Annotated in this window: 14 protein-coding genes; 11 read left to right on the top strand and 3 right to left on the bottom strand. The window is 63.9% G+C overall.

Translation table 11 applies throughout. The features are described from left to right. Positions 1 to 140: 140 nt before the first annotated feature. Positions 141 to 1,661, bottom strand: a complete 1,521-nt coding sequence (locus KW832_RS10265; RefSeq protein WP_218299828.1) for a helicase HerA-like C-terminal domain-containing protein — start codon at positions 1,659 to 1,661, stop codon at positions 141 to 143. A 79-nt stretch (positions 1,662 to 1,740) separates the two neighbouring features. On the opposite strand from KW832_RS10265, the gene KW832_RS10260 reads away from it, so the two are divergent. From KW832_RS10260 to rng, 7 genes are all read left to right on the top strand, one after another. Continuing rightward, positions 1,741 to 2,460 (top strand): YebC/PmpR family DNA-binding transcriptional regulator, encoded by a 720-nt coding sequence (locus KW832_RS10260; protein WP_218299827.1) that lies wholly within the window; start codon positions 1,741 to 1,743, stop codon positions 2,458 to 2,460. A gap of 114 nt (positions 2,461 to 2,574) precedes the next feature. Continuing rightward, positions 2,575 to 3,855 (top strand): phosphoribosylamine--glycine ligase, encoded by a 1,281-nt coding sequence (gene purD / locus KW832_RS10255; RefSeq protein ID WP_218299826.1) that lies wholly within the window; start codon positions 2,575 to 2,577, stop codon positions 3,853 to 3,855. Beyond that, the gene (gene hemF / locus KW832_RS10250; protein WP_218299825.1) at positions 3,855 to 4,835 is read left to right on the top strand and encodes an oxygen-dependent coproporphyrinogen oxidase; all 981 of its coding nucleotides are present in this window, start codon (positions 3,855 to 3,857) and stop codon (positions 4,833 to 4,835) included. Before purD ends, hemF begins: the two co-directional genes overlap by 1 nt. Positions 4,836 to 5,029: 194 nt before the next feature. After that, a complete protein-coding gene (gene rsfS, locus KW832_RS10245) occupies positions 5,030 to 5,899 on the top strand; it encodes a ribosome silencing factor (RefSeq protein ID WP_218299824.1) in 870 nt (289 codons plus the stop codon). A gap of 56 nt (positions 5,900 to 5,955) precedes the next feature. Beyond that, positions 5,956 to 6,423, top strand: coding sequence for a 23S rRNA (pseudouridine(1915)-N(3))-methyltransferase RlmH (rlmH, locus tag KW832_RS10240; RefSeq protein ID WP_010458753.1), 468 nt, complete (start codon positions 5,956 to 5,958; stop codon positions 6,421 to 6,423). A gap of 96 nt (positions 6,424 to 6,519) precedes the next feature. Beyond that, positions 6,520 to 7,134, top strand: coding sequence for a nucleoside triphosphate pyrophosphatase (locus KW832_RS10235; protein ID WP_218299823.1), 615 nt, complete (start codon positions 6,520 to 6,522; stop codon positions 7,132 to 7,134). A 30-nt stretch (positions 7,135 to 7,164) separates the two neighbouring features. Next, positions 7,165 to 8,652: a ribonuclease G gene (gene rng, locus KW832_RS10230; protein ID WP_121420308.1), complete on the top strand. Its 1,488-nt coding sequence runs from the start codon at positions 7,165 to 7,167 to the stop codon at positions 8,650 to 8,652. A gap of 24 nt (positions 8,653 to 8,676) precedes the next feature. Here rng and KW832_RS10225 read toward each other — a convergent pair whose 3' ends face one another. Further along, entirely contained in the window at positions 8,677 to 9,285 is a 609-nt protein-coding gene (locus KW832_RS10225) for a glutathione S-transferase family protein (protein WP_218299822.1), read from the bottom strand. Positions 9,286 to 9,380: 95 nt separating this feature from the next. Between KW832_RS10225 and KW832_RS10220 the strand changes: the two genes are divergently transcribed. Continuing rightward, complete coding sequence (locus KW832_RS10220; RefSeq protein ID WP_218299821.1) at positions 9,381 to 10,334, top strand: YafY family protein; 954 nt, start codon at positions 9,381 to 9,383, stop codon at positions 10,332 to 10,334. A 30-nt stretch (positions 10,335 to 10,364) separates the two neighbouring features. Here KW832_RS10220 and KW832_RS10215 read toward each other — a convergent pair whose 3' ends face one another. Next, positions 10,365 to 11,096, bottom strand: a complete 732-nt coding sequence (locus KW832_RS10215) for a TorF family putative porin (RefSeq protein ID WP_218299820.1) — start codon at positions 11,094 to 11,096, stop codon at positions 10,365 to 10,367. Positions 11,097 to 11,267: 171 nt separating this feature from the next. Between KW832_RS10215 and KW832_RS10210 the strand changes: the two genes are divergently transcribed. The 3 genes from KW832_RS10210 to kdpA all read left to right on the top strand — a co-directional run bounded on the left by KW832_RS10210 (position 11,268) and on the right by kdpA (position 14,377). Further along, positions 11,268 to 12,242, top strand: coding sequence for a magnesium and cobalt transport protein CorA (locus KW832_RS10210; protein ID WP_218299819.1), 975 nt, complete (start codon positions 11,268 to 11,270; stop codon positions 12,240 to 12,242). 229 nt (positions 12,243 to 12,471) lie between these two features. Further along, entirely contained in the window at positions 12,472 to 12,570 is a 99-nt protein-coding gene (locus tag KW832_RS10205; protein WP_056414695.1) for a potassium-transporting ATPase subunit F, read from the top strand. Position 12,571: 1 nt separating this feature from the next. Beyond that, positions 12,572 to 14,377, top strand: a complete 1,806-nt coding sequence (kdpA, locus tag KW832_RS10200) for a potassium-transporting ATPase subunit KdpA (RefSeq protein ID WP_218299818.1) — start codon at positions 12,572 to 12,574, stop codon at positions 14,375 to 14,377.

Genomic DNA, 14,377 nt, shown 5'->3' with positions numbered 1-14,377 from the left:
GATTGATGACACTTTGGGTGGTGTCGCCAGATGGTCACGCGGGGGTTACCCCCAGCACCATCGCATGCCGAAGCTGCCGTGATGGGGCCGCGCTTGGAGGCGCTGAGCAGGGGAGGGGCGGAATCTGTGCCCCCCTGCGTTCAACGCCGCTTGCTGCCGCCGAAAATGCTGCCCAGCACCCCGCGCAGGATTTCCTTGCCGATGGTGGTGCCCATGGTGCGCACCGCCGACTTGGCCATGGTCTGGGCCAAGCCGTCGCGTTTGCCGCCGCGCGGACCGGTGCTGCCAAACAGCACGTCATTGAGCCCGCCCATCAGGCCGCCGCCGCTGTCTTCCGTGTTGGCGGGTGCACCTTTGCCATTGGCAGGCGCCTGCGCACTGGCTTCGGCGGCGCGGCCCTTGAGTTTTTCGTAGGCTGACTCGCGGTCCACCACCTTTTCGTACACGCCCGCCACCAGCGAGTTGGCCACCAGCACCTGGCGCTGCTGCGCTGTGATGGGTCCGAGCTGGCTGCCGGGCGGCAGCACGAACACGCGCTCGGTCACGCTCGGGCGGCCCTTGGCGTCCAGAAAGCTCACCAGCGCCTCGCCCACGGCCAGTTCGGTGATGGCGGTCTCGATATCGAGGCCCGGCTTTTGCCGCATGGTGGTGGCCGTGGCCTTCACGGCCTTCTGATCACGCGGAGTGAAGGCGCGCAGCGCGTGCTGCACGCGGTTGCCCAGCTGGGCCAGCACGCTGTCGGGGATGTCGAGCGGGTTCTGTGTGACGAAGTACACGCCCACGCCCTTGGAGCGCACCAGGCGCACCACCAGCTCGATGCGCTCGATGAGCACTTTCGGCGCCTCGTTGAACAGCAGGTGGGCCTCGTCGAAGAAGAACACCAGTTTGGGCTGCTCGGGGTCGCCGATCTCGGGCAGTTGCTCGAACAGCTCAGACAGCATCCACAAGAGGAAGGTGGCATACAGGCGCGGCGAGTTCATGAGCTTGTCGGCCGCCAGGATGTTGACCACGCCGTGGCCGTCCACGGTCTGCATGAAGTCCTGGATGTTGAGCATGGGCTCGCCAAAGAACTGCGTGCCGCCCTGCTGCTCAATCTGCAGCAACCCGCGCTGGATGGCGCCCACGCTGGCGGCGCTCACGTTGCCGTATTCGGTGGTGAACTCTTTGGCGTTGTCGCCTACGTACTGCAGCATGGCGCGCAGGTCTTTGAGGTCCAGCAGCAGCATGCCGTTGTCGTCGGCGATCTTGAACACCAGGTTGAGCACGCCCAGCTGGGTTTCATTCAGGTTGAGCATGCGGCCCAGCAGCAGCGGGCCCATGTCCGACACCGTGGCGCGCACAGGGTGGCCCTGTTCGCCAAATACGTCCCACAGCGTGGTGGGGCAGGCCAGGGGGGCGGGCAGGGGAAGGCCCCGCTCCTTGAGCACCGCCGCCAGCTTGTCGCCAATCTTGCCGGGTTGGCTGGCGCCGGTCAGGTCGCCCTTCACGTCGGCCATGAACACCGGCACGCCAATGCGCGAGAAGTTTTCCGCCAGCGTCTGCAGGGTGACGGTCTTGCCCGTGCCGGTGGCTCCGGTGATGAGCCCGTGGCGGTTGGCCAGGCCGGGCAGCAGGTGGCATTCGATGGTGTCGTGCTTGGCAATCAGGAGGGGTTCGGCCATTTCGGGTTTCCTCGGGGGTACGGGTTCGGCAAAAAGTAAAATCCACCGACTAGATTAAATCAATACAAAAGGACTTCTCGTGGCAGGACACAGTAAATGGGCGAATATCCAGCACCGCAAAGGGCGCCAGGATGAAAAACGCGGCAAGATCTGGACCCGCATCATTCGTGAAATCACTGTGGCCGCCCGCGCCGGTGGCGGCGACCTGTCAGCCAACCCCCGCTTGCGCCTGGCGGTGGACAAGGCCAAGGCGGCCAACATGCCCGCCGACCGCATCAAGTACAACATCGACAAGGCCACGGGCAACGCCGAGGGATTGACCTACGAGGAAATCCGCTACGAGGGCTATGGCATTGGTGGCGCAGCGATCATGATCGACACGATGACCGACAACCGGGTGCGCACCGTGGCCGAAGTACGACACGCGTTCAGCAAACACGGTGGCAACATGGGCACCGAGGGCTCGGTGGTTTTTCAGTTCAAGCACTGCGGCCAACTGATTTTTGCCCCCGGCACCAGCGAAGACAAGGTGATGGAAGTGGCGCTGGAGGCGGGGGCCGAAGACGTGGTGACCGACGACGACGGCGCAGTAGAGGTGCTGACCGCCCCCGCCGACTTTGAAGCCGTGAAGAATGCCCTGGAAGCGGCAGGCCTGACGCCCGAAGTGGCGGGCGTGACCATGCGGCCTGAAAACACCATCGAACTGACGGGCGACGACGCGGCGCGCATGCAGCGGCTGCTGGATGTGCTGGAGGACCTGGACGATACCCAGGAGGTCTACCACAACGCTGCCCTGTGACATTGCGCCTGTGGACCGCCGCTTTTTTCTTGCGCTGACTTGTTTTCCGACTGATATTTCCCCGAACCCCGCCAAGCAGCCCAGCGCTGCGAGCAGGGTTCACCAAAGGTTCCTATGAAAGTACTTGTGATTGGTGGCGGCGGCCGTGAACACGCGATGGCGTGGAAACTGAGCGAGTCCCCCAAGGTGACCAAGGTGTACGTGGCGCCGGGCAACGGCGGCACCGCGCTGAATTCCAAGCTCGAGAACGTGGCCATCACCGACGTGCGCGAACTGCGTGTGTGGGCGCAGGCCGAAAAGATCGCACTGACGGTGGTGGGCCCCGAGGCGCCACTGGCGGCCGGTGTGGTCGATGAGTTCCGTGCCAATGGCCTGCGCATCTTCGGCCCCACCAAGGCTGCTGCCCAGCTCGAAAGCTCCAAGGCCTTTTCCAAAGCCTTCATGCGCCGCCATGGCATCCCCACCGCCGACTACGACACCTTCACCGACCCCGCTGCGGCCCACGCGTTTGTGGACCGGCTGGGCGCGCCCATCGTCATCAAGGCCGACGGCCTGGCGGCGGGCAAGGGCGTGGTCGTGGCCATGACGCTGCAGGAGGCCCATGATGCTGTGGACTTCATGCTGGTGGACAACAAATACGGCGTGACCCACAACGAAGGTGGCGCGCGCGTGGTGATCGAGGAATTCCTCGAAGGCGAGGAAGCCTCCTTCATCGTGCTGTGCGATGGCAAGAACGTGCTGGCCCTGGCCACCAGCCAGGACCACAAGCGCCTCAAAGACGGCGACGAAGGTCCCAACACCGGCGGCATGGGTGCGTATTCGCCCGCGCCAGTGGTCACGGCCGATGTACATGCCCGCGCCATGCGCGAGATCATTCTGCCCACGATCCGTGGCATGGAAAAGGATGGCATCCCTTACACCGGCTTCCTGTACGCCGGCCTGATGATCGACGCCAAGGGCCAGCCCAAGACGCTCGAATTCAACTGCCGCATGGGCGACCCCGAGACGCAACCCATCCTCATGCGCCTGAAAAGCGACTTCAGCGACGTGATGGCTGCTGCCGCTGACGGCAAGCTCGACCAGATGGAACTGCAATGGGACCGCCGCACCGCACTGGGCGTGGTCATGGCCGCCCATGGCTACCCGGAGAACCCGCGCAAGGGTGACCCCATCACCGGCCTGCCAGCCGAGGCGGACGATGCCGTGGTGTTCCATGCGGGCACGCAGCTGAAAGACGGTGTGGTCAGCGTGACCGGTGGCCGCGTGTTGTGCGTGACGGTGCTGGCCGACAGCGTCAAGCAGGCGCAGCAGCGTGCCTATGACGTGGCGCGCGGCATCCAGTTCGATGGTGCGCAGTACCGCCGCGATATCGGCTTCCGTGCCCTGAAAAGCTGATGGCAGATGCACAAAGCCTGAACACCGCCGACACGGTGACCCGTGTGCGCGGCTATCTGCAGGGCCTTCAGGCCCGCATCACCGATGCGCTGGAAGCCGTGGAAGCCGCTGAAGGCGAGGGCAGTGCACGCTTTCTGGCCGACGCCTGGAGCAAGCCTCCCGGGGAGCCACTGCAAGGCGACGGCATCACCAAGATCATGGAAGGCGGCCGCGTGTTCGAGCGCGCGGGTTGCGGCTTCAGCCATGTGCGCGGCCCCCAGCTGCCACCCTCGGCCACGCAGCACCGGCCCGAGCTGGCGGGCGCACCGTTCGAGGCCATGGGCGTGTCGCTGGTGTTCCACCCGCGCAATCCCTACGTGCCGACGGTGCACATGAACGTGCGCATGATCGCGGCTGGTCACCCTGGGCAAGCGCCGACCTGCTGGTTTGGCGGTGGCATGGACCTCACGCCGTACTACGGCTTTGAGGAAGATGCGGTGCACTTTCACCGCACCTGCCGTGATGCATTGACGCCTTTTGGTGACGACAAGTACCCGCGCTTCAAGCAATGGTGTGACGAATACTTCTACCTCAAGCACCGCAGCGAGCAGCGAGGCGTGGGTGGCGTGTTCTATGACGACTTCTCCGAGCTGGGCTTTGAGCAAAGCCTGGCGATGACGCAGTCGGTGGGCGACGCCTTTTTGAAGGCCTACCTGCCTATCGTGGAAAAGCGCCAGGGCACGCCCTACGGCGAGCGCGAGCGGGACTTCCAGCTCTACCGTCGCGGCCGTTATGTGGAGTTCAACCTGGTCTGGGACCGGGGCACACATTTTGGCCTGCAGTCGGGTGGGCGCACCGAGTCCATTTTGCTGTCCATGCCGCCGCTGGTGGCGTGGTCGTACCAGCGTTCGGATGCGGCCGATTCCGCCGAAGCTGATCTCACGCAGCGCTTTCTGCTGCGGCGCGACTGGCTGGCTGGCGAGTCGGCTGCAGCGGTTTGAAAGCCTTGAAAAGCGCAAAAGCTATAATTTCAATAGCTGCCCGCGCTTTTCACACCAGCGCAAGAGGCCAAAAACACCTCAAACGGACGCAGCGCCAACGCGCAACAGCTGCGCAACACCCAAGGCGCAGCCCCACTGGTTGCGCGCTGCGTTGCACGCTATATTGATTCCATTTCCTCTCTAATCACCGCCTGATGACCACCTCCACCAAATCGGAAACCGCCGCCAAAAAAGACGTTACCAAACTCCAGCGCGCCATCGTTGATGGACTGGAGGACGTCAAGGCGCAAGACATCCAGGTCTTCAACACCGAGCATCTCTCGCCGCTGTTTGAACGGGTGATCGTGGCATCGGGCACCTCCAACCGCCAGACCAAGGCCCTGGCCGCCAGCGTGCGCGACGCGGTGAAGGAAGCGGGCTTTACCAAGCCGCGCATCGAAGGCGAAGACAACGGCGAATGGATCATCGTGGACTGCGGCGCCGCCGTGGCGCACATCATGCAGCCCGCCATCCGCCAGTACTACCGCCTGGAAGAGCTGTGGGGCGATACGCCCGTGCGCCTGAAGCTGGGCGCCGCCAAGCCTGTTTCCAGCGCTGCCACCGATTTGGCCGAAAAGAAGTCGGCCCAGAAGGCTGCCAAGTCCGATGCCAAGGCTGCAGGCAAGGCGACCGCCAAAAAGGCAACGGCACCAGCCGTGCCGGCCCGGTCGGGCAAAGCTACGGTCAAGGCCGTGGCCAAAACAGCTGCCAAGTCAGCTGCCGCACCTGCTAAATCTGCTGCCAAACCTGCAGCCAAGACAACCGCAAAAGCACCTGCCAAAGCCATCGCCAAGGCCCCAGCCAAGACCCCTGCAAAAAGCAGCAGTGCCAAGGCCGCACCGGCCAAGGCGCCCGCAAAGCCAGCCACTGCCCCCAAGAAGCCCGCAGCGACCAAGGCACCGATCAAGACCGTGGTCGTCAAGCCATCGGCCCCCCGTAGCAAGACCGCTGCCGCCAAGCCCGCACCCGCGCGTGGCGGAGCAGCCGCCAAGCCCGCCGTCAAGAGGGCACCGGGCCGCAAGTGACTGCAGCCTCGGCCCATCGACTACCACCTGTACCCGCGCACCGCGCCTGAGTTGCCATGAAGCTGCTGATCGTGGCCGTGGGCCAGCGCGTGCCCGACTGGGCGCAGACGGCGTACGACGACTACGCCAAGCGTTTTCCGCCGGAGCTCAAGGTCGAACTCAAAGCCGTCAAGACCGAACCGCGCGGCTCCAAGACGCTGGAGACGCTCTACGCGGCCGAGCGCGAGCGCATCGAGGCGGCCATCCCCCGTGGCACGCGCGTGGTGGCGCTGGATGAGCGCGGCACCAATCTCACCACCAAGGCTCTGGCCGAGCGCTTGAAAGGCTGGCAATTGGGCGGTGACGATGTGGCTCTGGTCATCGGCGGCCCCGACGGGCTGGACCCGGCCTTTCGCCAGGGCGCGCACGAGCGCATTCGCCTCTCGGACCTGACCTTGCCACACGCCATGGTGCGGGTGCTGCTCATCGAGCAGCTGTACCGCGCCTGGTCGGTGAACGCGGGGCACCCCTACCACCGAGAATGAGGCCTGGATCGGGGTGTGGGTGGAATACTATATTTTTTATAGCTACTAGCGCTTGATGGGTAAGCGCTAGAGCCGATTTTTAATCAAAATCTGTTCATGCCTGACTTCATCTACCTCGCCTCCCAAAGCCCCCGCCGGCGCCAGCTGCTGGAGCAACTGGGCGTGCGCCACGAACTGCTGCTGCCCAATGTGGACGGCGACGAGCCCGAAGACGCGGAAGCCATCGAGGTGGTGCTGCCCGGTGAAGCGCCCACGGCCTATGTGGAGCGCGTGACCGCCCTTAAGCTCGACGCGGCTGTGGCCCGGCGTGCCCGCCGTGGTTTGCCCGATGCGCCCATCCTGTGCTCTGACACCACCGTGACGCTGGGCCGCACCATCTACGGCAAGCCCGACGACGCGCTCCATGCCGCGCGCATGCTGGCCGAGCTGGCGGGCCACGAGCACCGCGTGCTCACCGCCGTGGCGCTGCAGGTGGGCCCCAAGCGCCTGAGCGCGCTGTCGGTGTCGCGCGTCACTTTTGCCGCGATGACGCCCGCGCAGATCGACGCCTACGTCGCCACTGGCGAGCCACTGGGCAAGGCGGGGGCGTACGGCATCCAGGGCCGGGCGGCGGCGTATGTGGAGCACCTGGCGGGCAGCTATTCGGGCATCATGGGGCTGCCGATGTACGAGACGGCACAGCTGCTGCGCGCGGCAGGTTTCGCCATCTAGGCGACAGCAACAACAGACAACAACAACGCCATGCAACAAGACATCCTGATCAACTGGTCGCCCCAGGAAACCCGCGTGGCCGTGGTGGAGCACGGCGCCGTGCAGGAGCTGCACATCGAGCGCACGCTGGAGCGCGGCCTGGTGGGCAATGTCTACCTGGGCAAGGTGTCGCGCGTGCTGCCGGGCATGCAGTCCGCCTTTATCGACATCGGCCTGGAGCGTGCGGCCTTCTTGCATGTGGCCGATGTGTGGCAGCGCCAGCCCGATGGCGAGCCGCCAGCATTCGCCCGCAAGAACGAGCCGCAGGTGCCGATTGAAAAGCAGGTGTTCGAGGGGCAGGCGCTGATGGTGCAGGTCATCAAGGACCCGATTGGCACCAAAGGCGCACGACTGTCCACGCAGATCAGCGTGGCCGGGCGCCTGCTGGTGTTTCTGCCGCAGGACGACCATGTGGGCGTGTCGCAGAAGATTCCGCCTGCCGAGCGCGATGCGCTGCGCGCGCGGCTGCAGGCGCTGGTGGGCGATAAATCCACGGGCGGTGGCGGCGGCTTCATTCTGCGCACCAACGGCGAGGATTCGACCGATGCGGAGCTGGCTGAAGACATCGCCTACCTGCGCAAGACCTGGGCGCGCATCAAGGAGGCATCGCTCAAGCTGCCTGCCATGTCGCTGCTCCATCAGGATTTGGACCTGCTGCAGCGCGTGCTGCGCGATCTGGTGGGTGACCATACGCAGACCATCCGGCTCGACTCGATGGAGCAGTTCCAGCGCCTGCGGGCGTTTGGGCAGGAGTTCATGCCAGCGGCTGCCGGCAAGCTACAGCACTACAAGGGCGAACGCCCGATTTTTGACCTGTACTCCATCGACGAAGAGGTGGCCAAAGCCCTGGGGCGCCGCGTCGATTTGAAGTCTGGCGGCTATCTCATCGTGGACCAGACCGAGGCGCTCACCACCATCGATGTGAACACCGGTGGCTACGTGGGGGCACGCAACTTCGACGACACCATCTTCAAGACCAACCTGGAGGCCGCCCAGGCCATTGCCCGCCAGCTGCGCCTGCGCAACCTGGGCGGCATCATCATCGTGGACTTCATCGACATGGTGCGCGACGACCACCAGCAGGCCGTGCTGGCGGAGTTCAAAAAACAGCTCGCCCGCGACCGCGTGAAGACCATGGCGGGTGGCTTCTCGCAGCTGGGTTTGGTGGAGATGACGCGCAAGCGCACGCGCGAATCCCTCGCCCATATGCTGTGCGAGCCCTGCGAGGCCTGCCAGGGCAAGGGCAGCGTGAAGACCGCGCGCAGCGTGTGCTACGACATCCTGCGCGAGATCCTGCGCGAAGCCCGCCAGTTCAACCCGCGCGAATTCCGCGTGGTGGCGTCGCCCCGCGTGGTGGAGCTGTTCCTGGACGAGGAAAGCCAGCACCTGGCTGGTCTCTCGGACTTCATCAAGAAGCCGATCTCGCTGCAATCCGAGAGCGCGATGGGGCAGGAGCAGTACGACATCGTGCTGCTGTAGCGCCCATCGTTCTGCGCGCCGTCTTCAAGCGTCGATCTGCATCGCCGGGCGTGCCTGCACCCGTGCCAGCCAGGCCTGCACATGCGGGTGCGCGTTGACGGGGGCGCCCAGGTACATGCTGTAGCCCAGCACCGAGCCCACTACTAAATCCACCAGCGAATAGTCGGCACCCAGCATCCAGGATTGCAGGGCCAGCCGCGCGTCCAGCACTGCCAGCAACTCGCTCAGTTGACGCAGGAGGGCTTCTGCTTGGGCGGCGTTGCGCCAAACCTCTTCTCCTTCGGTTGCCACATGCAGGCGTCCCACGAGCGCACCATAGGTCACATACGCCCAAGTGCACCACGACAGGGCCTGCAGCGCCTCGGGCGTGCCCGCAGCGGGCCACAGCCCGCGCTCAATGCCAAAGCGATGGCCCAGCCAGAGGTGGATGGCCAGGGCCTCGAACATGGGGGCGCCGTCCACAGTCAAGGTTGGCACCTTGCCGTTGGGGTTCATGGCCAGGTATTCCGGGCGGCGCTGCTCGCCGGTGCGGATGTCGATCTTCACGCGTTCGTGGGGCACGGCCAGCTCGGTCAGGGCGCAGGCGATGGGGGTGGCGCTGGACATGGGATGCCAATAGAGAACGATGGACATGGAAAGCTCCTTGGGTGGTTGTGGAAGAAAAGGTGGTGCCACTGTAAAAGCCATTGCGGACAATTTCAGTCCGCAATAGAAAGTAAAGTCGCGCCATGCTCACTTCATCAACCCGCCTGCTGCGTCTGCTCTCCTTGCTGCAGACGCGCAACCACTGGATGGGGCCGGAACTGGCCGAGCGCCTGCAAGTGCACCCGCGCACCTTGCGGCGCGACATCGATCGCCTGCGCCAGCTGGGCTACCCCGTGCATGCCAGTAGCGGCGTGGCGGGTGGCTATGCCTTCCGGGCCGGTCAGGCGCTGCCGCCCTTGCTGCTGGACGACGACGAAGCGCTGGCCGTGTCGATTGCCCTGCGCACTGCCACGGCCGGCGCGGTCGGCGGCATTGAAGAGCCCGCACTTCGGGCCCTGGTCAAGCTGGAGCAGGCCATGCCCGCCCGCCTGCGGCAGCAGGTGGATGCACTGCGCTCCACCATCCTGCCCATGGACCGTGTCGGGCCGGTGGTGGATGCCTCGCTGCTGGCCACACTGGCGTCGGCCTGCCGTGACCAGTTGCGCCTGGCGTTCACCTACGGCGACAGCAAGGGCCGCAGCGCCGAACGCAGCGTGGAGCCCCAGGGCCTGGCCCATACCGGCCACCGCTGGTACCTGGTGGCGTGGGACCGGGTGCGGGAGGACTGGCGCACCTTCCGTATCGACCGCATCGTGGGGGCTCCCACGGTGGGTGCCCATTTCGCGCCCCGGGTGTCGCCCGATGGCGGGGATCTGAAGGCATACGTTTCACGTTCGATTGCTGTGGCGCCCCATGCCGAACAGGCGCGCATTGTGTTGCATGCACCGTATCAAGAAATGGCCAGACGCATTCCGCAGTCGGCAGGTGGGGTGTCGGCGCTCGATGAGGGGCAGCGGTGCCAGCTGGAATGCGGCGCCAACGATTCGCTGGTGTACTGGCTGATGGCGCTCGATGTGGAGTTCGAAGTGCTGGCACCCGCCGCGCTGAAAGAGCGGCTGCGGGTGGCTGGGATGCGGGCGCTGCGGTGCGCGATGTGAAGGCGTGCCGCTGGCCTGCAGCGAACGGGGTTACAGGGTTTTGGTCAGCGTGACGATCACGCGCGACTTGTTGACATGGCCGAAGAAGGCCTTCTTGTTGGCGCCGACCACGGCCGCGCCCAGCGACAGGCCACCGCCGAAGTCGTAGGCACCGCCCACGCTGTAGTCCATGTAGTTGGGCACGCCCAGGTCCTTGATGTCGCTGGCAAAGCGCGTGAAGCCGACCGAGGCCTTCACCGTCACGCTGGGGGCAACTTCCTGCGCAAACGCGAAGTTCAGGTAGCCGGTGTTGCGGCCCTTCAGGCCCGAGCCAGCCTTGGCGCCGGCAAAGCCGAAGTAGTCCTTGGAGATGGTGTGCGAATACTTGGTTGTGAAGGGGCCCATGGTGGCCGCGCCATACAGCTCGGTGGTGTTTCCGTTGCTGTTGCCGGGGTAGATGTAGGTCAGGGCGCCCACATCCAGGTCGGCGCCGCCAGCCTTGAACTTGTAGCCGCCGTACAGGTCGGATTCGAGCGAGTTGTTGGCCAGCCAGTCCACGCTGGAGTTCCAGTTGCCCACGTACCAGCCGGTGTCGCCGAAGGCATAGTCAAAACCGCCTTGCAGTGCAGGCTTGACCGCTTTGGACTTGGAAACGTCCTGGTCCTGGCCACGGAACTTGTAGTTGGTGGTCAGGCTGACCTTGCCGGTGAGCTGGGCACTGGCCAGCATGGGAATCGCAGTCAGCAGTGCGAAGGCGAGTACTTTGGAAGAAGCGGGATTCATGGCAGCAAATTTTGAGAAAAAGACAAGATCACAAGCGTAGGAAAGCCTGCGTATAAAGTTCGCAAAAATTGCAGCCCACGTCGTAAATGTTGCGCAAGCCCGTGGATGTTGAGGTGGGCACCAATGGCAAGATCACCTGCATCTTCCTTTCTGTTTGCAAGAGGTGCTGCGGTGTTGATCAACTGTGTTGTGTATGAGGACGGCACCAAGCTGGCCGATATTCCCGTCAGCGAGATCAGCGAACACATCTCTCTACCCGGGTGTTTCGTGTGGGTGGCCTTGCAGGATGCCAATGCTGAAGAGCTGGATGAACTGCAAGCGGAGTTCGGCCTGCACCCGCTGGCGGTGGAAGACGCCCGGCATGGTCACCAGCGGCCCAAGGTCGAGGAGTACGCATCCTCGCTCTTCGTGGCGTTGCACTTGCTCGAATCCAGTGGCGCTGCCGATACGATGTCACGGCTGGGTGAACTCAATATCTTTGTTGGCAAGAACTACGTGGTTTCGGTGCGCAACCGCAGCCAACGTGGCTTTGTGGATGTGCGTACGCGCTGTGAACAAGAGCCTGAATTGCTACGCAACGGGCCCGGCTTTGTGCTGTATGCACTCATGGATGCAGTGGTGGACCGCTACTTCCCCGTCATCGATGCGCTGGAAGTCGAGTTGGAAACCATCGAGCAGCAGATATTTACGCAAGGTGCCGCGCGGGCCAGCATCCGGCGGCTGTATGAACTCAAGCAGCGCCTCACGTTGCTCAAGCATGCGGTGGCTCCACTGCTGGAGGGGGCAGCTAAGTTGCACGGAGGGCGTGTTCCGCAGATCTGCATGGGTTCGCAGGAATATTTTCGTGATGTGGTGGACCACCTGAGCCGAATCAACACCTCGATTGACTCCATCCGCGACACCATTGGCACGGCCATCCACGTCAACCTGTCCATGGTCACGATCGAGGATGGGGAGGTCGTCAAGCGCCTGGCCGCATGGGCCAGCCTGTTCGCCGTGTGCACGGCATTCGCGGGCATCTGGGGCATGAACTTCGATAGCATGCCCGAGCTGAAATGGCGCTATGGCTATGCGGCGGCGCTGACACTCATCGCCGGCACCTGCGGTTATCTGTACTACCGTTTTCGCAGGGCGGGCTGGTTGTAGGCGCTTCTGCGATCCGGCGTCTTGCTCTGGATTTTTACGCCGTTTTTACGGCTCTCCCTTCAGTCTGTGCACACTTTTTACGGCCACCTTCTCAGAATCAAACACCTGTTCTGATGCAGGAGTTGTCGATGGACGTGTTATGGATTGCCGCACTGGCGGCGTTGTGGGTGGTCATGGCTGAGGCCGTGGTTTTGCTGGGCAAGTTCGGCCCGGCCAAGGGGGAGCGTTCATGATCGGCATGGAAATGCTCTACGGCTTTGGCGCCATCGTGGCCTTGGTCTTGCTGGCCTATCTGGTGTTTGCGCTGATCTGCGCGGAGGAGTTCTGAGATGGATACCTCTGCCTGGAGCCTGCTGGGGCTCTTTTTGATCGTGCTGGGCGTGCTGGCGTGGCCGCTTGGCAAATGGCTGGCCGCAGTGTGTGAAGGCCGCCTGCCACGGTGGATGCATGCCATCGAAAAACCGTTGTACAAGCTGGCTGGGGTCGCGCCGGATCAGATGATGCACTGGCGCAGCTATGCGCTGGCGCTGCTGGCGTTCAATGCCATCGGCGCTTTTGCGGTGTATGGCCTGCAGCGTTTGCAGCACCTGCTGCCGCTCAATCCGCAGGGCATGGCCGCAGTGTCGGGTGATTCTTCTTTCAACACTGCCATCAGCTTTGTCTCCAACACCAACTGGCAGGGCTATGGGGGCGAGTCCACCATGAGCTACCTCACGCAGATGCTGGGCCTGTCGGTGCAGAACTTCTTCTCGGCGGCCACCGGCATCGCCGTGGCGTTTGCGCTGGCGCGCGGCTTTGCAGCGCGCAGTACCGACGGCCAGGGCTTTGTCGGCAACTTCTGGGCCGATGTCACGCGCATCACGGCATGGGTGCTGATGCCCATCGCGTTTGTGATTTCCATCGTGCTGGTCGGGCAGGGCGTGATCCAGAACTTTGACGCCTACAAGGATGTGGCGACGCTGGAGACAACGGCCTATGAAGTGCCCAAGCTCGACCCATCGGGCCAGCCGGTGGTGGGCAGCGATGGCGCGCCGGTGATGGAAGCCAAGACAAGCAACACCCAGACCCTGGCCATGGGCCCGGTGGCATCGCAGGAAGCCATCAAGATGCTGGGCACCAACGGAGGCGGCTTTTTCAATGCCAACTCCGCCCATCCCTATGAGAACCCGACGGCCCTGACCAACTTCGTGCAGATGCTGGCGATTTTTCTGATTCCCGCTGCACTGTGTTTTGCGTTCGGCCGCGTTGTGGGCGACCAACGCCAGGGCTTTGCGATCCTGGCGGCCATGACGGTGATGTTTGTGGTGGCCGTGATCGCTGTGGTTTCCGCTGAGAAAGTCGGCAATCCGCAATGGGTGGGCCTGGGCGTGGAGCAAACCGCCAGTGCCTTGCAAGCGGGGGGCAACATGGAAGGCAAGGAGGTGCGGTTCGGCATCAATGCGTCGGCACTGTTCGCTGCCGTGACCACTGCCGCCTCTTGTGGTGCTGTGAACTCCATGCACGACTCCTATACGCCTTTGGGCGGCATGGTGCCGCTGGTGCTGATGCAACTGGGCGAAGTGGTGTTTGGTGGCGTTGGCACGGGCCTCTACGGCATGCTGGTGTTTGCCATCCTCGCCGTCTTCATGGCGGGCCTCATGATTGGCCGCACACCGGAGTACCTGGGCAAGAAGATCGAGGTGCGTGAGATGAAGCTCACCTCGGCGGCCATCCTGGTCACGCCCATTCTGGTGCTGGTGGGCACGGCGATTGCCGTGGCCACGGACGCGGGCAGGGCGGGCATCGCCAACCCGGGCGCGCACGGGTTCTCGGAAATTCTGTATGCGCTGACGTCTGCCGCCAACAACAACGGCAGCGCCTTTGCGGGCCTGTCGGCCAACACGCCGTTCTACAACTTGTTGCTGGGGCTGGCGATGTGGCTGGGCCGTTTCGGCGTGATCGTGCCGGTGCTGGCCATTGCGGGTTCGCTGGCGGCCAAGAAGCGCTTGCCTGTCACGGCGGGCACCATGCCCACGCACGGGCCGTTGTTTGTCACGCTGCTGATCGGCACCGTGCTTCTGGTGGGTCTTCTCAACTACGTGCCCTCCCTGGCCCTGGGTCCGATGGTGGAGCACCTGATGCTCCGGGTTCAGTGA

Origin of the sequence: Acidovorax sp. sif0632 (assembly GCF_019218805.1) — a bacterium.
Taxonomy (GTDB): Bacteria; Pseudomonadota; Gammaproteobacteria; order Burkholderiales; family Burkholderiaceae_C; genus Acidovorax; species Acidovorax facilis.
The sequence above is the reverse complement of the archived record's forward strand: the minus strand, read 5'-3'. Positions and strand labels throughout refer to the sequence as shown.